The sequence below is a fragment of the Microbacterium sp. NPDC055312 genome (genome assembly GCF_053645675.1).
Genome location: NZ_JBSHMU010000001.1, coordinates 832,845 through 855,042 on the forward strand (window position 1 = coordinate 832,845; position 22,198 = coordinate 855,042).

20 protein-coding genes are annotated in these 22,198 nt (G+C 70.3%); 8 read left to right on the plus strand and 12 right to left on the minus strand.

All coding sequences use genetic code 11. The annotated features are described in order from the left end of the window. The gene (locus tag ACWIDW_RS04035; protein WP_454123131.1) at positions 1-699 is read right to left on the minus strand and encodes a lysophospholipid acyltransferase family protein; all 699 of its coding nucleotides are present in this window, start codon (positions 697-699) and stop codon (positions 1-3) included. A gap of 114 nt (positions 700-813) precedes the next feature. Here ACWIDW_RS04035 and ACWIDW_RS04040 point away from each other — a divergent pair, with 114 nt between their 5' ends. Then, on the plus strand, positions 814-2,640 hold the full coding sequence (locus ACWIDW_RS04040) for an AMP-dependent synthetase/ligase (protein WP_454123133.1): 1,827 nt from the start codon (positions 814-816) through the stop codon (positions 2,638-2,640). Positions 2,641-2,731: 91 nt separating this feature from the next. Here the strand turns inward: ACWIDW_RS04040 and def are convergent, their stop codons facing one another. Then, the gene (gene def, locus ACWIDW_RS04045; RefSeq protein WP_454123134.1) at positions 2,732-3,223 is read right to left on the minus strand and encodes a peptide deformylase; all 492 of its coding nucleotides are present in this window, start codon (positions 3,221-3,223) and stop codon (positions 2,732-2,734) included. Next, positions 3,223-5,157, minus strand: a complete 1,935-nt coding sequence (locus tag ACWIDW_RS04050; RefSeq protein ID WP_454123136.1) for a MinD/ParA family ATP-binding protein — start codon at positions 5,155-5,157, stop codon at positions 3,223-3,225. Before ACWIDW_RS04050 ends, def begins: the two co-directional genes overlap by 1 nt. Before the next feature lie 141 nt (positions 5,158-5,298). Here ACWIDW_RS04050 and ACWIDW_RS04055 point away from each other — a divergent pair, with 141 nt between their 5' ends. Further along, complete coding sequence (locus ACWIDW_RS04055; protein WP_452323339.1) at positions 5,299-6,111, plus strand: ParA family protein; 813 nt, start codon at positions 5,299-5,301, stop codon at positions 6,109-6,111. Between the two features lie 142 nt (positions 6,112-6,253). On the opposite strand, the gene ACWIDW_RS04060 is transcribed toward ACWIDW_RS04055, so the two are convergent. The 3 genes from ACWIDW_RS04060 to ACWIDW_RS04070 all read right to left on the minus strand — a co-directional run bounded on the left by ACWIDW_RS04060 (position 6,254) and on the right by ACWIDW_RS04070 (position 8,071). After that, positions 6,254-6,799, minus strand: a complete 546-nt coding sequence (locus tag ACWIDW_RS04060) for a MerR family transcriptional regulator (RefSeq protein ID WP_454123138.1) — start codon at positions 6,797-6,799, stop codon at positions 6,254-6,256. A 100-nt stretch (positions 6,800-6,899) separates the two neighbouring features. Then, entirely contained in the window at positions 6,900-7,589 is a 690-nt protein-coding gene (gene ftsR, locus ACWIDW_RS04065; protein WP_454123140.1) for a transcriptional regulator FtsR, read from the minus strand. Beyond that, positions 7,589-8,071 carry an FHA domain-containing protein gene (locus tag ACWIDW_RS04070; protein WP_452323337.1) on the minus strand — a complete coding sequence of 161 codons (483 nt, stop codon included), beginning with the start codon at positions 8,069-8,071 and terminating at the stop codon, positions 7,589-7,591. The genes ftsR and ACWIDW_RS04070 overlap by 1 nt, the downstream gene beginning before the upstream one ends. 173 nt (positions 8,072-8,244) lie before the next feature. On the opposite strand from ACWIDW_RS04070, the gene lpdA reads away from it, so the two are divergent. Beyond that, positions 8,245-9,642, plus strand: coding sequence for a dihydrolipoyl dehydrogenase (lpdA, locus tag ACWIDW_RS04075; RefSeq protein WP_454123141.1), 1,398 nt, complete (start codon positions 8,245-8,247; stop codon positions 9,640-9,642). 66 nt (positions 9,643-9,708) lie between these two features. Here lpdA and ACWIDW_RS04080 read toward each other — a convergent pair whose 3' ends face one another. The 5 genes from ACWIDW_RS04080 to ACWIDW_RS04100 all read right to left on the minus strand — a co-directional run bounded on the left by ACWIDW_RS04080 (position 9,709) and on the right by ACWIDW_RS04100 (position 13,037). Continuing rightward, on the minus strand, positions 9,709-10,443 hold the full coding sequence (locus ACWIDW_RS04080; protein WP_454123143.1) for a methyltransferase domain-containing protein: 735 nt from the start codon (positions 10,441-10,443) through the stop codon (positions 9,709-9,711). After that, positions 10,433-11,596: a type III polyketide synthase gene (locus tag ACWIDW_RS04085; protein WP_454123145.1), complete on the minus strand. Its 1,164-nt coding sequence runs from the start codon at positions 11,594-11,596 to the stop codon at positions 10,433-10,435. Before ACWIDW_RS04085 ends, ACWIDW_RS04080 begins: the two co-directional genes overlap by 11 nt. 62 nt (positions 11,597-11,658) lie before the next feature. Continuing rightward, a complete protein-coding gene (locus ACWIDW_RS04090; RefSeq protein WP_454123146.1) occupies positions 11,659-12,276 on the minus strand; it encodes a CYTH domain-containing protein in 618 nt (205 codons plus the stop codon). A 13-nt stretch (positions 12,277-12,289) separates the two neighbouring features. Continuing rightward, the gene (locus ACWIDW_RS04095) at positions 12,290-12,505 is read right to left on the minus strand and encodes a response regulator (protein ID WP_454123148.1); all 216 of its coding nucleotides are present in this window, start codon (positions 12,503-12,505) and stop codon (positions 12,290-12,292) included. Between the two features lie 61 nt (positions 12,506-12,566). After that, positions 12,567-13,037 (minus strand): prepilin peptidase, encoded by a 471-nt coding sequence (locus ACWIDW_RS04100; RefSeq protein WP_454123150.1) that lies wholly within the window; start codon positions 13,035-13,037, stop codon positions 12,567-12,569. Between the two features lie 163 nt (positions 13,038-13,200). On the opposite strand from ACWIDW_RS04100, the gene ACWIDW_RS04105 reads away from it, so the two are divergent. From ACWIDW_RS04105 to ACWIDW_RS04115, 3 genes are read left to right on the plus strand one after another with little or no spacing between them, the layout of a single operon-like run. Beyond that, positions 13,201-13,929 (plus strand): hypothetical protein, encoded by a 729-nt coding sequence (locus ACWIDW_RS04105; RefSeq protein ID WP_454123151.1) that lies wholly within the window; start codon positions 13,201-13,203, stop codon positions 13,927-13,929. Beyond that, positions 13,926-15,497 carry a DNA polymerase Y family protein gene (locus ACWIDW_RS04110; RefSeq protein WP_454123153.1) on the plus strand — a complete coding sequence of 524 codons (1,572 nt, stop codon included), beginning with the start codon at positions 13,926-13,928 and terminating at the stop codon, positions 15,495-15,497. Before ACWIDW_RS04105 ends, ACWIDW_RS04110 begins: the two co-directional genes overlap by 4 nt. Then, positions 15,497-19,033 carry an error-prone DNA polymerase gene (locus ACWIDW_RS04115; RefSeq protein ID WP_454123154.1) on the plus strand — a complete coding sequence of 1,179 codons (3,537 nt, stop codon included), beginning with the start codon at positions 15,497-15,499 and terminating at the stop codon, positions 19,031-19,033. Before ACWIDW_RS04110 ends, ACWIDW_RS04115 begins: the two co-directional genes overlap by 1 nt. Positions 19,034-19,065: 32 nt before the next feature. Here the strand turns inward: ACWIDW_RS04115 and ACWIDW_RS04120 are convergent, their stop codons facing one another. Beyond that, positions 19,066-19,431, minus strand: coding sequence for a hypothetical protein (locus ACWIDW_RS04120; protein ID WP_454123155.1), 366 nt, complete (start codon positions 19,429-19,431; stop codon positions 19,066-19,068). Positions 19,432-19,508: 77 nt separating this feature from the next. On the opposite strand from ACWIDW_RS04120, the gene ACWIDW_RS04125 reads away from it, so the two are divergent. Together ACWIDW_RS04125 and ACWIDW_RS04130 are read left to right on the plus strand one after the other, a co-directional pair. Then, entirely contained in the window at positions 19,509-21,755 is a 2,247-nt protein-coding gene (locus tag ACWIDW_RS04125) for an MMPL family transporter (RefSeq protein ID WP_454123157.1), read from the plus strand. Beyond that, the gene (locus tag ACWIDW_RS04130) at positions 21,752-22,183 is read left to right on the plus strand and encodes a pyrimidine dimer DNA glycosylase/endonuclease V (protein WP_454123159.1); all 432 of its coding nucleotides are present in this window, start codon (positions 21,752-21,754) and stop codon (positions 22,181-22,183) included. The genes ACWIDW_RS04125 and ACWIDW_RS04130 overlap by 4 nt, the downstream gene beginning before the upstream one ends. Positions 22,184-22,198: the final 15 nt, after the last annotated feature.

Here is a 22,198-nt window from a genome sequence, read left to right on the forward strand (position 1 = left end):
TCAGGGGCGGCCGGGCGCGCCGACCGGCAGGCGGTCCTTCACGGTCGAGGCGTACACGTCGTCGTACCGCTGCGCTCCGAGGCGCTGCAGCGCGATCATGATCTCGTCGGTGACGGACCGGAGGATGTACCGGTCGTTCTCCATGCCCTCGTATCGCGAGAAGTCGAGCGGCTCGCCGATCACGATGCCGACGCGCATGATGTTCGGGATGCGCTGGCCGATCGGCATCGCCGTGTCGGTGTCGACCATGACCACCGGGATGACCGGAACCTTCGCCTCGAGCGCCATGCGCGCGATGCCCGTTCGCCCGCGGTACAGCCGACCATCGGGGCTGCGGGTGCCCTCGGGATAGATCCCGAGCAGGTCGCCGCGGCCGAGGATCTGCAGGCCGGTGTTCAGAGACGCCTCGGATGCCTTCCCGCCGGAGCGGTCGATGGGGATCTGGCCGGTGCCCTTCATGAAGATCCTGGTCGCCCAGCCCTTCGGCCCCCGGCCGGTGAAGTAGTCGCTCTTGGCCAGGAACGACATGGGCCGGTCGATGAGCAGCGGCAGGAAGATCGAGTCGGCGAAAGACAGATGATTGCTCGCCAGAATGGCCGCGCCACTGGTGGGGACGTTGTCACGCCCCACGATCCAGGGTCGGAAGATCGCTTTGACCAGCGGGCCGATCGCGATGTACTTCATCAGCCAGTAGAACATCGTGGGAAGTCTAGCGCCGCGACGCCGTCGCGACCGAGTTTCTTCCGAGGTGCGACTGGGTCTCATGCCATAGACTTCTAGGACACCCGTCCGACCGGTGCCGAAGGAGCTGCCGTGGCCCAGTTCGAAGTCCCCGCAATCGTCCCTGCCGACCCGGAGGGGAACGTCAGCGATCTGCTCGCCGAGAGGGTCAAGAAGACCCCCGATCTGGCACTGTTCAGCGTGCCCGAGGGTGACGGATGGCGCGACATCTCCGCGAAGGACTTCGAGACCGCGGTCGTCGCTCTCGCCAAGGGCTTCGTCGCCGCCGGCATCCAGCCCGGTGAGAAGGTCGGCTTCATCGCCAAGACGACCTACGACTGGACCCTCGTCGACTTCGCGCTGTTCTACGCCGGCGCGGTAATGGTGCCCATCTACGAGACGAGCTCCCCCGCCCAGATCCAGTGGATCATGGAGGACTCCGGAGCGACCGCCCTGATCGTCGAGTCCGCCGAGCATTTCACCCGCGCCGATGAGGTGCGTGGCGACCTGCCGCTCGTGCGCGAGATCTGGCAGATGCACCTCGGAGCGATCGACACCCTCACCGCGCGCGGTGCCGAGGTCGATGACGCCGAGATCGAACGCCGCCGTGGCATCGCCGTGGGCTCCGACATCGCCACGCTGATCTACACCTCGGGCTCGACCGGGCGCCCGAAGGGCTGCGTGCTGACGCACAGCAACTTCGTGGAGCTCTCACGCAACTCCGCGAAGGCCCTCGACGAGGTCGTCTCGGCACCGGGAGCCTCGACCCTGCTGTTCATCACCACTGCGCACGTGTTCGCCCGGTTCATCTCGATCCTCGCCGTGCACTCGGGCGTGCGCACCGGACACCAGCCCGACACGAAGCAGCTGCTCCCGGCGCTCGGCTCGTTCAAGCCGACCTTCCTGCTCGCGGTGCCCCGCGTGTTCGAGAAGGTGTACAACTCCGCTGAGCAGAAGGCGGAGGCCGGGGGCAAGGGCAAGATCTTCCGCGCCGCGGCCGCAGCCGCCATCGAGCACTCCACCCTGCGTGAGGAGGGCAAGCCGATCCCGTTCGGACTGCGCATGAAGTTCGCGCTGTTCAACAAGCTCGTCTACGGCAAGCTGCGCGAGGCCATGGGCGGCAACGTCGCGTACGCCGTGTCGGGCTCCGCGCCTCTCGGCGCCCGCCTCGGTCACTTCTTCCACAGCCTCGGTGTGGTGATCCTGGAGGGCTACGGCTTGACCGAGACGACCGCTCCGGCGACGGTCAACCTGGCGCACAAGTCGAAGATCGGCACCGTCGGCCCCGCCCTCCCCGGTGTGGGCGTGCGCCTGGCCGACGACGGCGAGATCGAGGTCAGGGGCATCAACGTCTTCAAGGAGTACTGGAACAATCCCGAGGCCACGGAGGCAGCCTTCGACGACGGCTGGTTCCGCACCGGCGACATCGGCAGCTTCGACTCCGAGGGCTTCCTCACGATCACCGGCCGCAAGAAGGAGATCATCGTCACCGCCGGTGGCAAGAACGTCTCCCCGGCGATGCTCGAGGATCCGATCCGCTCGAATCCGATCGTCAGCCAGGTCGTCGTCCTCGGCGATCAGAAGCCGTTCATCTCGGCCCTGGTCACGCTCGACAGCGAGATGCTGCCGACGTGGCTGGCGAACAACGGCCTCCCCGGCGACATGTCGCTGAGCGAGGCGAGCCGCAACCCGGCGGTGCGCGAAGAGGTGCAGCGCGCGGTCGACCGCGCCAACAAGATGGTCTCCCGCGCCGAGTCGATCCGGAAGTTCACGATCCTTCCGGTGGAGTGGACCGAGGCGAGCGGACATCTGACCCCGAAGATGTCGATCAAGCGCAACGTCATCCTCGATGACTTCGCCGATGCGATCACCGAGATCTACGACGCTCCGGTGCAGACGACCACCACGCCGCTCGGGTGATGTGCACGCGAAGGGCCCGCGCACCGCGCGGGCCCTTCGTCGTACCAGGACGGCTCCTCGTGCCTCTCGGTCGGCCGGGGCGCGTCCCGGGTCAGAACCAGTCGCTCTCGCGCACCTGTCGCATGGCCAGCTTGCGGGTCTCGCCCTGCAGACGGCTCAGGTAGACGCGCCCGTCGAGGTGGTCGGTCTCGTGCTGCAGTGCCTGCGCGAGCAGACCCTCGCCCTCGAGCACGACCGGGGCGCCGTCGAGGTCGATGCCCTCGACCCGAGCCCACGGGTGCCGGGGGGTGTCGTGCCACAGACCGGGAACCGACAGGCATCCCTCCCCCGTCGGCACAGCCTCACCGCGCACCTCGGTGAGCACGGGGTTGATGACGTACCCGATCTCGCCGTCGATGTTGTAGCTGAAGGCGCGCAGGGCGAAGCCGATCTGATTGGCGGCCACTCCGGCCCGACCGGGCAGCTCGACCGTGTCGATCAGATCGGCGATGAGTGCGCGCACACCGTCGTCGATCTCGACGATCGGTTCGCAGACGGTGCGCAGCACGGGGTCGCCGTAGAGGCGGATCTCGCGCACCGTCATCAGGCGGCCCTCGCCCGCAGTCCCTCGACGAGGGCCGCGGCGATCTCGCGGGCCGCCTGCCGGGTGGCCGGCTGCAGGCGGCCGAAGTCGATCGCGCCTCCCCCGGCGATCTGCGGGTCGTACGGGACGCGGAGCACGTGCTTGGCCCGGGTAGAGAAGTGCGCCTCGAGCTCGCTCAGCCGCACCAGCGGCGCGCCGGGGTTCGACTGGTTCAGCACGACGATCGCCTCGCGGGCGAGCGCGGCGTGTCCGTTCGACTCGAGCCAGGTGATCGTCTCGGATGCCAGTCGCGCCTCGTCGACGCTCAGCCCCGACACGATGATGAGCTGGTCGGCGAGGTCGAGGGTGGCACCCATCACGGAGTGCACGATGCCGGTGCCGGAGTCGGTGAGCACCAGCGAGTAGTACTGCGCGGCGACCGTCGCCACATCGCGGTAGTCGCCGTCGCCGAACGCCTCGGACACGCGCGGATCGGCGTCGGATGCGAGCACGTCGAGACGGGTCTCGTCGCGGGCCACGAACGCCGAGACGTCGTGGTACCCGCGGATGTCGTGCTGTGCGCGCACGAGGTCGCGCACCGACCTGGTGTGCGATCCGACCACGCGCTCGGCGAGAGTGCCGCGATCGGGATTGGCGTCGACGGCGATGACCCGGTCGTCGCGCGCGTCTGCGAGGGCCATGCCGAGCAGGGCGGTGACGGTCGTCTTGCCCACGCCGCCCTTGCGTGAGAGCACCGGCACGAAGCGGGCTGTGCCGGCGAGCGGGGCCGCGATGCGCGCACTGAGCTGCTTGCGCTCGCGCGCCTTGCGGCCGTCGCCGACGTTGATGCGGCCACCGGAGATCGAATACAGCAGGTGGCTCCAGGGCCCCTCGGGCTCGGGCTTGGTCATGCGCGCCGGGTCGAGCAGGCGGTCTGCGGTCAGCAGGTCGGCGCTCTCGCTGGTCGCCGCGGATCCGAGGTCGTCGAGCCGCTTCGAGGTCAGGGCGATCTCCGCGGGCTGCGGGACTGCCGGCCGGGAGGCGGGGGCAGGGTCAAGGGATGCCACGGGAAGGGTCTCCTCTGCGGGTTCGGAAGGTCGGGGCGGATCGAGCAGCACGGCTGCGCTCCCCGGCACCTGAGGCCGGTCGACACGATCCCGCTCTCCCTGTTCGTCGACGTCGTCCTCGCGCGGGTCGACGAGTCCGCCGTCGTCGTCGACGTGATCGATACCTACGTCGTCATCGTCATCGTCATCGTCATCGTCATCGTCATCGTCATCGTCATCGTCATCGTCATCGTCGTCGTCGTCGTCATCGTCGTCATCGTCGTCATCGTCGTCGTCATCGTCGTCGTCGTCGTCATCATCGTCGTCGTCGTCGTCATCGTCGTCATCGACCTCGATGACGGTCACGTGCGACTCGACAGCGTCGGATGCTCTCTCGGATCCGGCATCCGGTTCGGTCTCGACGGCCGTCTCCGCGACGGTCTCGTCCTCGGATGCGGCGAGTTCGGGGGCCGAGTCGTCGGCGTGGTCGATGTCGTCGATGATCTCCGCGACGACCGCACCCTCGTCGTGCACCTCGCCCGGTGCCGGCCGGTCCATCCGGTCCGCGTCGTCGGACGCCTCCGGCCGGCTGATCGGAAGATCCTCGGCCGGCAGCTCGATGACCACGTCGGGCGCTTCCTGCTGGATCCGCGCGAGCACCTCGGCGTCGGCGACGGCCGACGTGTCGATGATGAGGTCGGTGATCACCGCGCCGACTTCTCCCTCGACGACCTCGTCATCGACGGCCTCGTCATCGGCTTCGTCGTCATACCCGCCGGTGGGGAGGATGACCTCGACGTGCGCGGTGCTGCCGACCAGGCCGATTCCCGTCGTGTCCGACGACGGGGTGTCGTCGAGGACGCCCCTCGAATCGTCTTCTTCGGGATCGACGCTCTTCTTCGGGTTCACGGTTCACTCCCAGCTCGCACCTTTGTAGGCGCCCGACAAGGTTAGTGCTCCCGCCTGATCACGAGCAAAAGGACGGCCCGGCGCGAACGCACCGCACGACGCTGAGCGCCGCCCGAGGGAGCGCACGGTAACGTGTAGGACGTGCACGTACTCAGCGTCAGCTCCCTCAAGGGAGGCGTCGGCAAGACGACCGTGACTCTCGGTCTCGCCTCCGCCGCCTTCGCCCGCGGCATCCGGACCCTCGTCGTCGACCTCGACCCGCAGTCCGACGTGTCCACCGGCATGGACCTCCAGATCGCCGGACGCCTGAACATCGCCGACGTCCTCGGCAACCCCAAGGAGAAGGTGGTGCGCCAGGCGATCACCACCAGCGGGTGGGCGAAGGTGCATCCCGGCACGATCGACGTGCTCATCGGGAGCCCGTCGGCCATCAACTTCGACGGACCGCACCCCAGCGTCCGCGACGTGTGGAAGCTCGAAGAGGCGCTGGCGACCGTCGAGAGCGAGTACGACCTCGTGCTGATCGACTGCGCTCCCTCGCTGAACGCCCTCACGCGAACCGCGTGGGCCGCCAGCGACCGCGTGATGGTGGTCACCGAACCCGGCCTGTTCTCGGTCGCGGCGGCCGATCGTGCGCTGCGAGCCATCGAGGAGATCCGTCGCGGCCTCTCCCCACGCCTCCAGCCGCTGGGGATCGTCGTGAACCGCGTGCGCCCTCAGTCGATCGAGCACCAGTTCCGCATCAAGGAGCTGCGCGACATGTTCGGTCCGCTCGTGCTCTCACCGCAGCTGCCCGAGCGCACGTCGCTGCAGCAGGCGCAGGGAGCGGCGAAGCCGCTGCACATCTGGCCGGGCGACTCGGCCCAGGAGCTCGCCGCCGACTTCGACGCGCTGCTCGACCGCATCATCCGCACCGGTCGCGTGCCTGTGCCCGAAGGTGGCGCGACGGCCTGAGAGCCGCGTCCGCACAGAGAAGCCGCCCCTCGGGGCGGCTTTCTTCGTCTGCATCCGCAGGCCCTGGCTCCCTGAGCCTGTCGCTGGGTCCCTGAGCCTGTCGAAGGGCCCTGAGCCTGTCGCGTGTAGTCGACGTGAAGGCTCAGGCGGTGCGCTTGGAGCGGCGTGCGGCGAGCTCGTCGACGGGGTCGGGAACCGTGGGGTCGAACTCGACGAGCGTCGACTCCACCTCGCGCAGCACCTTGCCGACGGCGATGCCGAACACGCCCTGTCCGCGGCTGACGAGGTCGATGACCTCGTCGTTCGACGTGCACAGGTAGACCGAGGCGCCGTCGCTCATCAGCGTGGTCCCGGCGAGATCCCGGATGCCCGCGGCGCGGAGCTGCTCGACCGCGGTGCGGATCTGCTGCAGCGAGATGCCGGTGTCGAGCAGTCGCTTGACGAGCTTGAGGACGAGGATGTCGCGGAACCCGTACAGGCGCTGCGAACCGGAGCCCGATGCGCCGCGCACGGTCGGGACGACCAGCTCGGTGCGCGCCCAGTAGTCGAGCTGGCGGTACGTGATGCCGGCAGCGCGAGCGGCGACCGCACCACGGTATCCGACCTCGTCGTCCATCGCCGGCAGACCGTCGGTGAACAGGAGTTCGGTCACGAACCGCGGGTCGCCTGCAAGCCCATCCGCACTCATACTCTGTCCCTCCTGAACGGCTTATTCCCCACGGTAGAGCAGGACCCCTGCCCCGGCAACGACATCCGACCCGCGGGGAGGGTGTGTCGCAATCCGTTCGTTACGAAAGCACCCGCTCGAGCGATTGGGCCACGAGCTGACGGCGCACCTCGTCGATGTGCGTGGCGAGTTCGGGGGCGAGTTCCGCCGCTCTCCCCCGCGACGCGGCGTCGGTGCGCCGCAGCAGCGTCGACAGCGCAGACTCGATCAGCGCGGCCTCGCGCTCGGCGTTCTGACGCATGCTGCGCAGATGGCGGGGTTCGATGCCGTGGCGCGCGAGCGTCACCAGACCCGACAGCATCGACGCCGCCTGGTCGGTGTAGTGCTCGGCCCCTACGATCAACCCCGCGCTGATCGCGTCGTTGAGCAGCTGCGGTGTCGCACCGGTGTGCAGCAGCAGCTCATCGCGCCGGCGGCGTCGGGCCGGCGGCGAGATCGACGGCGGAGCGATGCTGCCCCAGCCTTCACCCTTCGCCTCGGCTTCGTCGAGCTGTTCGCGGATGACGCTGAGCGGCAGGTAGTGATCGCGCTGCAGGGTGAGCCCGGCACGCAGACGCTCGACGTCCGAGGCCGAGAACTTCCGGTAGCCGGACTCGGTGCGCGAGGGGGAGACGATACCCTGCACCTCGAGGAAGCGCAGCTTGCTGGAGGTGAGCTGCGGGAACTCGGGGGTGAGCCGGGCGAGAACCTGACCGATGCTCAGAAGACCCGAGGATGCGGAGCGGTCCCTGGCGGCGCCAGCCGCCGCCATCACGCGGTCGCCGTCGCGAGATCGACAGGCGACGCGAAGAAGTTCATCCGGAACTTGCCGATGCGCAGCTCGTAGCCGTTGGCCAGCTCACTGCGGTCGACCCGCTCCCCGTTGACGTAGGTGCCGTTCAGCGAACGCTGATCGACGATCTCGAACGCCGTACCCGAGCGGGTGATCTCGGCGTGACGACGCGAGACGGTGACATCGTCGAAGAAGATGTCGGCCTCGGGATGCCGGCCCACGGTGGTCACATCGGAGTCGAGCAGGTAGCGCGCACCGGCGAGCGCACCGGCTCGCACGAGCAGCAGCGCGGATCCGGACGGCAGCGCCGAGATCGCGGCCGCCTCGGGTTCGGTGAGGTCGGCTCCGAAGGGCACGAAAGAGAGATCGGAGTCGTGTCCGAACGTCTGTGTCACGTCGTGGCGCTTCTCGCTGCCGCTGCGGTGGATCGCGCCTCCGGCGCCGATGCTGTCGTCTGTCACGGTTCTCCCTCCTCCGGCACTCCAGACTATCTGATGCGGGGGCCGGGGAGGAGGCCCGATCCAGGTCCGCCCCTCGCCGCTGCCCGGTCGCGTCCCGCGCCCACCCTCGGTCAGGGATCCGTCTGCCGGGTCGCGTCCCGCGCCCACCGTCAGCCAGGGATTAGGCTGAGGGCATGCCACACTACGATGTCGTCATCCTCGGCGCGGGCCCTGGCGGATACGTCGCCGCCGTCCGCAGCTCCCAGCTCGGCCTGTCCACCGCGATCATCGAGGAGAAGTACTGGGGTGGTGTGTGTCTGAACGTCGGATGCATCCCCTCGAAGTCGCTCCTCAAGAACGCCGAGGTCGCCCACACCTTCACGCACAAGGCCGACTTCTTCGGCATCTCGGGGGATGTGAGCTTCGACTTCGGCGCAGCGTTCGACCGCAGCCGCAAGGTCGCGGAGACGCACGTCAAGGGCATCCACTTCCTGATGAAGAAGAACAAGGTGACCGAGTACGAGGGTCGCGGCACCTTCACCGGCCCGAAGGCGATCAGCGTCGCCAAGAGCGACGGCTCGTCTGAGGAGATCACCTTCGACAACGCGATCATCGCGACCGGCTCGACGGTTCGGCTGCTGCCGGGCGTCGAGCTCAGCGACAACGTCGTGACCTATGAGGAGCAGATCCTCTCGCGCGAGCTGCCCGAGTCGATCGTCATCGTCGGCGCCGGCGCCATCGGCATGGAGTTCGGCTACGTCATGACGAACTACGGCGTGAAGGTCACCATCATCGAGTTCCTCGACCGCGCCCTCCCCAACGAGGACCCGGAGGTCTCGAAGGAGATCCAGAGGCAGTACAAGAAGCTCGGCGTCGACATCCTCACCTCCACCGCGGTGAAGACGGTCACCGACAACGGCTCGTCCGTGCACGTCACCTACGAGACGCGCGACGGCCAGCCGGGCGAGATCACCGCGGGCAAGGTGCTCATGTCGGTCGGCTTCGCGCCGAACATCGAGGGCTTCGGACTCGACAAGACCGGTGTGAAGCTCACCGAGCGCGGCGCGATCGACATCGACGACCACATGCGCACGAACGTCGAGGGCATCTACGCGATCGGCGACGTCACGGCGAAGCTGCAGCTGGCCCACGTGGCCGAGGCGCAGGCCGTCGTGGCAGCCGAGACCATCGGCAAGGCCGAGACCCAGACGCTGGGCGACTACCGCATGATGCCGCGTGCCACGTTCTGCCAGCCGCAGGTGGCCAGCTTCGGCCTCACCGAGGAGCAGGCGAAGGCCGAGGGTCGCGAGATCAAGGTCGCCAAGTTCCCGTTCAGCGCGAACGGCAAGGCCAACGGCCTGGGCGAGCCGGTCGGCTTCGTCAAGCTGATCGCCGACGCCGAGCACCTCGAGCTCATCGGCGGTCACCTGATCGGGCCCGACGTGTCGGAGCTTCTGCCCGAGCTGACCCTCGCACAGAAGTGGGACCTCACCGCTCTCGAGGCCGCACGCAACGTGCACACCCACCCGACGCTGTCCGAGGCGCTGCAGGAGGCCTTCCACGGTCTCGCCGGTCACATGATCAACATGTGACATCCGTCTCGAGAAGAAGGCCCGGTCCGCGCGGATCGGGCCTTCTTCTGCATCCGGCTGCGGCGATCAGTACAGGTGCCCGGCGTGCACCAGCAGCAGTCGCGCCGGGAAGCGCCGCTGCACACGCCACTCCGGTGGCGCGACGGCGGCCAGCTCGGCCGCGGTGTACGACCGGCGGATGCTGAGCAGCCCGTCCTCGCGGATGAACGAGCCCTTCAGCAGGGTTCCTGCGATCAGCCGGGTGAGCGCGTCGAAGACGGCGTAGGCGGTGCGGCTGCGGGCGATGTCGCCGTGCACGGCGATCCCCCCGGGCGCGGTGAGGCGCACGGAGTCGTCGAGGAGGCCGGCCAGCTGCTCCGCGCTGAGGTGGTGCAGCACGTGGTTGGAGAGCACGACGTCGAACTGCTCCCCCTCCGCCGCGAGCTGCGAACTCGACGCGCAGCGCCACCGCACGAGGCCGTCGTCGTCGGCATCCGATGCCCACCGCACCGCCCGGGGGTCGATGTCGGCGCCGATCACCTCGGCGCGGATGCCGTCTCTGCGCAACCGGCGGGCGACGTACCGGGCGATGTCCCCGCCGCCGCAGCCGATGTCGAGCACCCGAATGCTGCCGTGCCGGGCGCGCGGGTCGATCTCGCGGTTGTGCAAGCCCCGTCGCCCCGACAGGATCGCGTTGACGTACGTGAAGAGCGCATACGTGCGCGCGAGCATCTTCGGGTCGGCGTCGTCGGCATCCATCCGCTCGGGCAGATCGACGGCGCGTCGGCGCAGATCGACCGCGCGAGCGCGCTCACCCTTCATCGTCGCGCCCCGCCACGGTGAGCAGCGCGCTCTCGGCGGTGAGGCCGGGGCCGAACGCCATCGCGGCGACGCGCTCGCCCGGCCGCGGCGTCTCGTGCTCGAGGATGCGCTGCAGCACGAACAGCACGGTCGCGCTCGACATGTTGCCGCGGGTGCGCAGGACTTCGCGCGCCGGGGCCAGCTGCCCGTCGTCGAGCGCGAGACTCTCCTGCACGCGGTCGAGGATGCTGCGCCCGCCGGGGTGGATCGCCCAGTGCCGGACGACGTCGCCGATCCGGCGCCGGCGGAGCCCGTCGGCGATGTCGTCATCACCCTGCCACAGCGCCCCCAGCGCGTCGTCGATGTGCGTGCCGATCAGCTGCGGCACCCGCGTGGAGAGCACCATCTCGAATCCGGTGTCGCCGATCGTCCACGCCATGTCGTCCTCCCCGTCGGGGATGAGTGCGGTGTGGAACGCGTCGATGCGGAACCCCGGCGCGTCGGTGGGCAGACGGCGCGCGGTGACGAGGGCGGCGCCGGCGCCATCGGCGAACAGCGACGAGGCGATGATCGCATCGGGGTCGGCCGACGAGCGCAGATGCAGGGTGCACAGCTCGACGCTCGCCACCAGGACGACGGCGTCGGGGTCGGCTCGGCAGAACTGGGCGGCGGCGCGCAGCGCCGGCAGCGCGGCGTAGCAGCCCATGAATCCCAGGTGGTAGCGCTGCACGGCGGCGGAGAGGCCCAGGGCACGGACGATGGCGTAGTCGGGGCCCGGGGCGTGGAAGCCGGTGCACGAGACGGTCACGACGTGCGTGATGTCGGATGCCGAGATGTCGGGGTCGGCGGCGATGCTGCGCCGGGCGACCTCGATGAAGAGCCGGTCGGCCTCTCTGGCGTAGATGTCGTTGCGCGCGGCGGTACCGGGCTCGAGCAGTGCACCGGTGGTGCGATCCAGGAACTGCGGTTCGTCGATCGCCGCAGTCGGGTCGAGCTCGTCGAGCACGGTGTGCCGGGTCTGCACCCCGGCGCCGTCGAACGAGGTGGCGATCAGTCGCCGGGCGAGCCGGGAGAGGCCGGGCTGCGCGGCGAACATGTCGCGGACCGTGTGCTGTTCGAGCGTCGCTTCGGGTGTCAGCGTCTGGATGGAGCGCAGCTGCACGGCATGGGTCATGGTGCGACTCAAGCACGTCGGACGCAGCGGATGAAAGGGGTTGCGTCGTGGATGCTGCCCGGTCAGTGTCCGAGCGCTCTGGCGAGCTTCGATCCCGACGACGGCTCGCGACCGCCGACCGCGAACACCGCGCGTTCGACGGCGGTGAAGAACGCCTCCCGCTGAGCGGGGTCGGCGGGAGCGGCGGGCCCGAGCTCCATCTCCCACTCGCGCCACTCGGTGCGCGTGCCGGTGCGCAGATCCGTCGCACGCACGTGGTCGTCGACGAATTCGGCGATCACGCCGTCTGCACTCAGCAGGTGGAAGGCGGTGCGGGAGTTCTCGATGCGTGCGAGCGGGTGCAGCTCGGCATCCGTCCACTGCGCGACGGTCTCGGCGACCGCGTCGGGCAGTCGATCGGTCTCACCGAGCGGCCAGCCCAGCTCGAGCCGGCCGTCACCCTGGCGGGGTCCTTTGATGTGCCAGCCGGCATCGGGCCCGCCGGTGCGCCGGCGCAGGGCGACGCCGTGGCGTGCGAGCGCGGCGTCCGCCGTGTCGAAGTAGCGCGCGTCGAGCTCTCTCGGCTCGCCGTCACTCACCGCGACGACCCCGGGTATCCCCGACCAGTCGGGGAGGCGCGTGTCGGCATCCGCGTCGTACTTGCGCTCGATCTCGAACGAGCGCTGCGGTTCTGCACTCACCGGCGCCGCGCGGTCAGTCGTCGCCGGGACTGATGTCGTCGCCCGACTCGACGAACCAGAAGCCGGTCTCGGTGGGGCCGTCGTGCGCGCCGGTGTTGGTCGCGTCGCCCTCGCGCCGGTAGATGAGCTGGGTCTCGCTGTAGGGCAGGATCAGGGAATCCTGATCCGCGTCGTCGAGCGGGATGATCTGCCCGTCGAGCGGGCCGCCGTGAAGTCGTGCGATTGCCATGTGCTCACCTTATCCCCACCCGCCGACGGCCCGGCCGAGGCGCTCACGCGAGCCCGATCGCTCACGCGAGCCCGATCGCCAGGGCCGCGCCGATGATCATCCACGGCCCGAACGCGATCCGCGTGTGCCGAGTGGCCCGTCGCAGCGCCATCAGCACCAGGGCGTGCAGGGCGCCGAGCAGGAATGCCGCGGCGGCGCCGAGCAGCAGGATCTGCCAGCCGTGCCAGGCCAGCACCAGTCCGATCACGGCGGCGAGCTTCACGTCGCCTCCGCCCATGCCCCGTCGCGACGCGAAGCGCAGCACGGCGAAGAACGCGCCGAGCGCGAGGGCTCCGAGCAGGGATCGGGTCAGCCGCTCCGCGTCGCCCGAGGCGAGCGCCTCGACGATCACGAGCAGGACCAGGGTGGCCAGTGTGGGCAGCACGATGCGGTTCGGCAGCCGGTGCGTGCGCGCATCGATCGCGATGAGCCACACGCCGACCGCGGCGATCGCGAGGTGCACGATCAGCACGGCGACGGAGTGGGGTGTCACGTTCGCAGGCTAGGCGAAAAGCGGCGAGCGCCGGGGGCGCCTGTGGAGAACCCCGACGTCGAGGATCTCGAGGTCGACCGCGCCGAGAGCGGCGATGTCGGATGTCCGAATTAGTCTCGCAGGACGACTTGAAGTGTTCGAAGCTTTATTCGAGGATGGATGCATGGGGATCAGAACGACCGCGGCACTCTCCCCCGCCGATGAACGGGCAGGAGACATCCTGCGCCTGCGCCGCGAGATCGGCCGCATGCAGCGCCGTCGCAGCGACGACGCGCATCTGCCGATGCCCGCCGCACTGCGGGATCTGCTGCCTCAGGGCGGGCTGCTGACCGGCGCCGTGTACTCGGTCTCGCCCTCGCCGAGCCTGATCTTCGCGCTGATGAGCGCGCTCTCGCAGCGCGGCGGCTGGTGCGCGGCGATCGGCATGCCCACGCTCGGTCTCGAGGCGGCGACCGCCTTCGGCATCGACCTGTCACGGCTGATCCTCGTGCCCGAGCCGGGTGAGCGCTGGCTCGCCGTCGTCTCGGCGCTGGCCGAGGTGGTGCCGCTGATCGCGATGAATCCCGGCTCCCGCGTGCGCGATGCCGATGCCGCACGCCTCGCGGCACGGCTGCGCGACCGCGGCTGCACGCTGCTCACCACCTCCCCCTGGCCGCAGGGCGAGGGGCTGATCACGCTGCACGACCCGCACTGGGAAGGGCTCGGCGAGGGATGGGGGCTGCTCTCGGATCGCACGGTCACCGTCACCGCGCAGACCCGCTCCACGCCGGTGCCGAAGAGCCTGCGGGTGCGACTGCCCGATGATCTCGGCCGCATCGACGTCGCCGCCGAGCCCGCGCTCGACCCGCGCGAGTCGCTGCCGACCCACCCGAGCTGGGCGGTGGCGTCATGAGCGCGGCTGCGCCCTCCGCGGGCGAGGTGATGCGCGTGCACGTGCTGTGGTTCCCCGACTGGCCGCTGCGGGCCGCGCTAGGCGCCGCACCCCCGCATCCGCCCACCGCTCTCGTACGCGCCGGCGTCGTGTCGGCCTGCACCGAGTCAGCCCGGGCGCACGGAGTGCGCGTCGGGCAGCGCAAGCGGCAGGCGCAGAGCAGCCTGCCGTCGCTGCGGATCCTGCCGCACGACGAGACGGCCGACGAACGTGCGTTCCTGCCCGTGCTGCGGCTGATCGAGGCGCACGCGCCCGGGGTGCATCTGCTGCGTCCCGGGCTCGCCGCGCTGCGCTCGCGGGGCATCTCGCGCTACCACGACGGCGAAGAGGGCGCGGCGGCCGCGCTGGTGCGGATGCTCGCGGATGCCGGATTCGGCGACGTGCGCATCGGCGTGGGCGACGGCATGTTCACCGCCGAGCTCGCCGCCCGGGCGGCTCCGTCCGGTGTCGACGGGATCGATCCCTGGACGGTGATCCCCCCGGGGGCGTCTCGCGCGTTCCTCGCCCCGCTCCCCCTGCACGTGCTCGGCGACCCCGAGCTCGCCGACCTGCTGCGCCGGCTGGGGGTGTCGACCCTCGGCGGGTTCGCCGCCCTCGACGCCCTCTCGGTGCGCTCGCGGTTCGGTGAGCAGGGTTCGCGACTGCACGACCTGGCATCCGGAGCCGACTCCCGGCCGCTCACCCCGCGCCCGCCCGACCCGCAGCTGGCGCGCGAGGTGCAGTTCGACACGCCGCTCGGGCAGTCCGACCAGATCGCGTTCGCCGTGCGGCAGACGGCGGATGCCGTGCTGCTCGCCCTCGCCGACGTGTCGGCCGTGTGCACCGAGGTGCGCATCGACCTCACCGACGACGACGGGGCGGTCTTCTCGCGCACCTGGCTGCATCCGACCTGCTTCGACGCGGGAGATCTGGTCGACCGGGTGCGCTGGCAGCTCGAGACGATCGTCGACGACGCACCCGACGATGCCGCTCACGCCTTCCGCGGCATCGTCGGGGTGCGCCTCTCGCCGATCGCGGTCGACGACGCCGCCCACCATCAGCCCGGCCTGTTCGGCTCGGGCACCGACGAGCGACTGCACCATGCCGTCTCGCGCGTGCAGACGCTGCTCGGCCATCGCGGGGTGAGCACGGCGGCGATGGCGGGCGGGCGGATGCTGGCCGACCGTCAGGTGCTCACGCCGTGGGGGGAGCGACCGCTCGTGCAGCGCGACCCCTCGCAGCCGTGGCCGGGCAGCCTGCCCGACCCGCTGCCGACCGAGGTGTACACGCCCATGCGCCCGGTGCGGGTGAGCGGTGCGGAGGGCGCCGAGGTCGAGATCGACGAACGCGGGTCGCTGTCGACCCCGCCTGCACTGATCGAAGACAGCGAGGTGGTCGGCTGGGCGGGTCCGTGGCCGGTGCACGAGCACCGGTGGGATGCCGAGCGCGCCCGCTCCGGGCATCGTTTCCAGCTGCTCGACGCGGGGCACCGCGCCTGGCTGGTGTTCCACTCGTCGGACGGCTGGTGGGCCGAGGGGCGGTACCGCTGATGAATTGGCACAACAACCCCGGGCAGACCTGGCATCAGCTCGAGCGCACCCTCGACCTGGAGGGCCCCGCACCGGTGCAGAGCGAGCCGGTGCGTCCTCGCGCCGACCCGGGTCCGGTGAGCAGGCGTCGTCGTCCGACGGCGCACCTCGAGGTGCAGCGGCCGGCCGACGCCGTGCCCTACGCCGAACTGCACGCGCACTCCTGGTACTCGTTCCTCGACGGCGCCTCCTCCCCCGAGGACCTCCTGGCCGAGGCCGAGCGACTGGGGCTCAGCGCGCTCGCGATCACCGATCACGACGGCTTCTACGGAGCATCCCGCTTCGCCGAGGTGGCCGAGGCGATGGATGCCGGGGTGCAGACCGTGTACGGCGCCGAACTCTCGCTCGGCATCGCCGAGAATCCGGCCCGGCCGCTGACCTCCGGGTCGCAGCGCCCGTCGCCGAAGAGCCGGGTGGGCGCCCCCGACCCCGAGGGCGATCATCTGCTCGTGCTGGCCCGCGGCACCGAAGGCTACCACCGCCTCTCCGGTGCCATCTCGGCCGCGCAGCTGCGCGGCGGCGAGAAGGGGCGCCCGGCGTACGACCTCGACGAGCTGGCCGCGCGGGCGGAAGGGCACTGGACCGTGCTGACCGGATGCCGCAAGGGAGCCGTCCGGCGCGGGCTGGAGGCCGGGGATGCCGAGACTCCGCTGCGGCGGCTCGTCGACCTGTTCGGTCACGACCGCGTGGTGGTGGAGCTGTTCGATCACGGCGACCCGCTCGACACCCGCCGCAACGACGCCCTCGCCGAGCTCGCCGAGCGCCTGGGGCTGCCGGTGGTCGCGACGAGCAACGCGCACTACGCCTCACCCGAGACCGCGCGGCTGGCCGAGGCGGTGGCCGCGGTGCGTGCGGTGCGCAGCATGGACGACCTCGACGGGTGGCTGCCCGCGCACGGCGGCGCGCATCTGCGCAGCGGCGCCGAGATGACGGCCCGGTTCCGCCGCTATCCGGGGGCGATCGAGCACGGGCTGAGCCTGGCCGCCGAATGCGCCTTCCCGCTGCGATCCGCCCGCCCCGCGCTGCCGAAGCAGGAGGTGCCCGCCGGGCACACGCCGATGACGTGGCTGCGTCACCTCGTCTGGCAGGCCGTGCCCGAACGGTATCCGCGTCTCGACGCTGCGGGGCGCGCCAGGATCGAACGCGAGCTCGATGTCATCGACGAGAAGGACTTCCCCGGCTACTTCCTCATCGTGCACGGCATCGTGCAGGAGGCCAGGCGCCGGGGCATCCTGTGCCAGGGGCGGGGCTCGGCCGCGGCGAGCGCGGTCTGCTACCTGCTGGGCATCACCGCGGTCGATCCGATCCTGTACGGGCTGCCGTTCGAGCGCTTCCTCGCCACCACCCGCACCGAAGAGCCCGACATCGACGTGGACTTCGACTCCGACCGCCGCGAGGAGATCATCCAGTGGGTGTACGAGACCTACGGCCGCGAGCGCGCCGCCCAGGTCGCGAACGTGATCCAGTACCGGCCGAAGAACGCCGTGCGCGACATGGCACGAGCGCTGGGGTACTCCCCCGGCCAGCAGGATGCCTGGTCGAAGCAGGTCGACGGGTGGAGCTCGGGACTGCAGCCGGTGGAGGGCCACGACATCCCCGATGACGTGCTGGGCTATGCCGACGACCTGCTGCGGGCGCCGCGGCATCTCGGCATCCACTCCGGCGGGATGGTGCTCACCGACCGTCCGGTGGGCGAGGTGGTGCCGGTCGAGCACGCCCGCATGGAGAAGCGCACGGTGATCCAGTGGGACAAGGACGACGCGGCCTCGATGGGGCTGGTGAAGTTCGACCTGCTGGGACTCGGGATGCTCGCCGCTCTCCAGCACTGCTTCGATCTCATCCGTGCGTCCACCGGGGAGCACTGGTCGCTCGAGACGATCCCCAAGGAAGAGCCGGGGGTGTACGACATGCTCTGCCGGGCCGATTCGATCGGGGTGTTCCAGGTCGAGTCGCGGGCGCAGATGGGTCTGCTGCCCCGGCTGCAGCCGCGCTGCTTCTACGACCTCGCCATCCAGATCGCACTCATCCGCCCCGGCCCCATCCAGGGCGGTGCGGTGCACCCGTTCGTGCGCCGCAAGATCGAGAAGGAGAGGGTGGATGCCGAGAACCGCGAGCGGCTGCGCCGTGGCGAGCAGCCGGTGCCCTTCGACATCCCCTACCCGCACCACGATCTGGAGCCGATCCTGAAGCGCACGCTGGGCGTGCCGATCTTCCAGGAGCAGCTGATCCAGATGGCCACCGCGATCGGCGACTGCACCGCCGACGAGGCGGATCTGCTGCGCCGGGCGATGGGCTCGAAGCGCGGGCTGGAGAAGATCGAGAGGGTCAGGGCGAAGCTGTACGCCGGCATGAGCCGGCGCGGCCTGAGCACGGAGGTCTCGGATCGCATCTACGCGCAGATCCAGGCGTTCTCGAACTTCGGTTTCGCCGAGTCGCATTCGCTGTCGTTCGCGCTGCTGGTCTATGCCAGTTCGTGGATCAAGCTGCACTATCCAGCCGCGTTCCTGGCCGGGCTCCTGCGGGCGCAGCCGATGGGGTTCTACTCGGCGGCCTCCCTCACCGCGGACGCCCGCCATCACGGCGTGCAGGTGCGCCGGCCCGACCTGCACGCGTCCGGCGTGATGGACGGGCTGGAACCGGTCGGCGCGCCCGATTCCGGGGCAGGGCCGGATGCCGGTGCCGGGATGGGACCGACCGGCCGGGAGTCCTGTGCGTCATTCGACCAGCCGACTCCACAGCGGTTCGACATCTCCGCCCCGGACGAATCGGGGGCGCACCGCCGCGACGGTCGGTTCGCCGTGCGGCTCGGACTGTCGGGGGTGCGCGGGATCGGAGTGAAGCTCGCCGAGCGGATCGTCGCGGCACGTGACGAGCACGGACCGTTCCGCGACCTGCACGACCTGGTGCGGCGCACCGACGCCACCACGGCGCAGATCGAGGCGCTGGCCACCGCCGGGGCCTTCGAGTGCCTGGGACTCAGCAGACGGGAGGCGATCTGGCTCGCGGGCGCCGCCGCCGAAGACCGGGCGCGCTTCCTGCCCGGCACGGCGCTCTCGGTGCAGCCGCCGCTGTTCTCCGACCAGTCGGGGTACGAGCGCCTGGCGGCCGATCTGTGGGCGACCGGCGTCTCGATCGACGATCATCCGATGTCGCACCTGCGAGCCGCGCTCGACGAGCGGGGCGTGCTGACCTCCGCCCGGCTGCGCACCCACGAGACGGGGCGGCGCATCGAGGTCGCCGGAGTGGTCACGCACCGGCAGCGTCCGGCGACCGCCAGCGGCGTCACCTTCCTGAACCTGGAGGACGAGCACGGGCTGGTGAACGTGATCTGCACGACAGGCGTCTGGGCCCGCTATCGCCGGGTGGCCCGCGACTCCCCCGCGCTCATCGTGCGCGGGCTTCTCGAGCGCTCTCCGGAGGGCGTCACGAACGTGCTCGCCGACGCGTTCGAAGACCTGCGCACCGGTCTCGCGCACCGCTCGCGCGACTTCCGCTGACCGTCAGTCCGCGGCGCGCGTCCGGGTGCAGGTCACCAGAATCGCTCGGGCACCTCGGCCGGTGGCTTGTCGGCCCCGCCCCAGCGGTCGGATTCCGCCTTGGCCGCCTCGGCCGCGGCATCCGCTTCGCTCAGTGCCTCCTCGGCAGCCGACACCGCGTCCGAGAAGCCCACGACGAGCACCGTGCGCGGCTCACGCGCCGTCGCGGTGACGCGGCAGTCGCGCACGACCGCACGCCAGATGTCGAGCTGCTCGCGCGTCGTGTCCCGCACCTCGTACTGAATGGCCCGGTCGAGGTCGCGCACGGCGATCACCGTGCCGTCGGCAGCCTGCGCGATCTCCACATGATTGCCTCTCGGCACCGGAGCGGATGCCGCGATGACGAGCGTTCTCTGCATGCCCTCATGCTAGGCCTGTCAAGTCCTCCGCCGGCCCTTCTTCGGGCCGGTACCGTTGTGCTGACGAGAGGACACCCATGACGACACGAGCGCAGCTGCGCACGCAGCAGCAGCAGAAGAAGAAGCTGCGCAGTGTGTGGCGTGTCCTGATCTCGGCCGCACTCATCCTGCTCTGGCTCACCGGGGCAGGTCTCGGAGGCCCGCTGTTCGGCAAGATCGACGAGGTCTCCTCCAACGACCGCACGACCTACCTGCCCGACTCGGCCGACGCGACCGAGGTGCAGCGCGCTCTCGACGACTTCCTCGGCTCCGATTCGATCCCGGCGGTGGTCGTCTTCTCCTCCGACGCCGAGATCGACGACGCGCTGAAGGGCGAGCTGACGTCCGCGCTCGAGGATGCCACGACCGCCGAGGGCGTGAAAGACGGCTCCTCCCCCGTGATCGTCTCCGACGACGCACTCGCCGCCCAGGCGTTCGTGCCGATCGACGCCGACGCCGACATCGGCGAGATCTCCAGCGCGCTCTCGGCCGACCTGCGCGAGAGCGTGCCCGACGGCGTCGACGTGTACATCACGGGGCCCGCCGGCTTCACCGCCGACCTCGTCGCCGGATTCGCCGGCATCGACGGCATCCTGCTGCTGGTCGCCCTCGCCGCCGTGCTCGTCATCCTCGTGATCGTGTACCGCTCGCTGCTGCTGCCGGTGGTTGTGCTCAGCACCAGCCTGTTCGCGCTGTGCGTGGCGCTGCTGGTGGTGTGGTGGGCCGCGAAGTTCGGCATCCTGCTGCTCAGCGGGCAGACGCAGGGCATCCTGTTCATCCTCGTCATCGGCGCCGCGACCGACTACTCGCTGCTGATGGTCGCGCGCTTCCGGGAGGAGCTGCACGTCACCGAGAACCGGTGGGCGGCGGTCGCGGCGGCGTGGCGCGGCTCGTTCGAGCCGATCCTGGCCTCGGGGGGCACCGTCATCGCCGGTCTGCTGTGCCTGCTGCTCAGCGACCTGAAGTCGAACAGCACGCTCGGTCCGGTGGCGGCGATCGGCATCGTGTTCGCGATGCTTGCCGCGCTCACGCTGCTTCCCGCCCTGCTCGGCCTGTTCGGCAGGGCGGCGTTCTGGCCCCGGCGTCCGACGTACGAGCCCGAGCGGGTCGCCGACGTGAGCCCCCTGGAGGGCGGCGGACTGTGGCCGCGGCTCGCGCGCGGCATCCGCACCCGCCCGCGCCTCATCTGGATCTCGACGGCGATCGTGCTGGCGATCGCCGCGGTGGGCGTCGTGCAGCTGGACGCCACGGGCGTGCCGCAGTCCGATCTCGTGCTCGGCGCCTCCGAGGCGCGCGACGGCCAGGAGGTGCTCGGCGAGCACTTCCCGGGCGGATCCGGCAGCCCCGCGTACGTGCTCGGCGACGAGGACCGGCTGCAGGATGCTGCTGACGTGCTGCTCTCCGATGACGGCGTGGACGGTGTCAGCGTGACCGCCGAGGACTCGCCGTCGGGCAGCGCCCCGGTCACCGCAGACGGCATCACCGCGTTCGGCCCTCCGGGAACCCCCGCGCCGGAGCCGACGGTCATCGACGGGCGTGTGCTGCTGCAGGGCACGCTCACCGATGCCGCCGACTCGGCCGATGCCGAGGCGACGGTCGACCGGCTGCGCGCCGAACTCGACGAGACCGGCGCCAAGATCGGAGGCGTCACGGCCACCGCGGTCGACACGAACACGGCATCGATCCACGACCGCAACCTGATCATCCCGGTGATCCTGGGCGTGATCCTCGTGATCCTCATGCTGCTGCTGCGGGCGGTGCTCGCCCCCGTGCTGCTGATCCTCACCACCGTGCTCTCGTTCGGCTCGGCGATGGGCGTGGCTGCGCTGCTGTTCAACGGCGTCTTCCGGTTCCCGGGCGCCGACCCCGCGGTGCCGCTGTTCGGCTTCGTGTTCCTCGTCGCGCTGGGCATCGACTACAACATCTTCCTGATGACCAGGGTGCGCGAGGAGTCGAAGCGACACGGCACGCGCGAGGGCATCCTGCGCGGCCTTGCGGTGACCGGCGGTGTGATCACCTCCGCCGGGCTCGTGCTGGCCGCGACGTTCGCGGCGCTGTCGGTGATCCCCATCCTGTTCCTCGTGCAGCTGGCGTTCATCGTCGCCTTCGGCGTGCTGCTCGACACGTTCGTGGTGCGCTCGCTGCTCGTGCCCGCGCTCGGCTACGACATCGGTCGCGCGATCTGGTGGCCGTCGAAGCTCAGCCGGCGCGATGCCGAGCCGACTGGCGACCGGGATGAGCAGGTCGTCAGCGCAGCCAGCACGGAGGAGCATGGCCGCGGGTGAGGATCTGGTCGCTGCACCCCGCTCACCTCGATCGGGCGGCTCTCGTCGCCTGCTGGCGCGAGACGCTGCTCGCTCAGGCGGTTCTCGCGGGGCGCACAAAGGGGTACACCAGGCATCCGCAGCTCGAGCGGTTCCGTGCGCAGGCCGACCCGCTCGCGTCGGTCGGAGCGTATCTGTCTTCGGTCGCGGATGACGCGGATGCCCGTGGCTACCGCTTCGACCGGGGGCGGATCATCACACCCCGATCGCCCGTGGACGTCATCCCGGTCACCGACGGCCAGCTGATGCTGGAGTGGCAGCACCTGGGCGCGAAGCTCGACCAGCGCAGTCCGGCGGATGCGGTGCGGTGGCGGGCGACGACACCCACCGCACACCCGCTGTTCACCGTCGTGCCCGGGCCGGTGGAGCGGTGGGAGCGGGCCGTCTGATCGAGCGATCGAAGA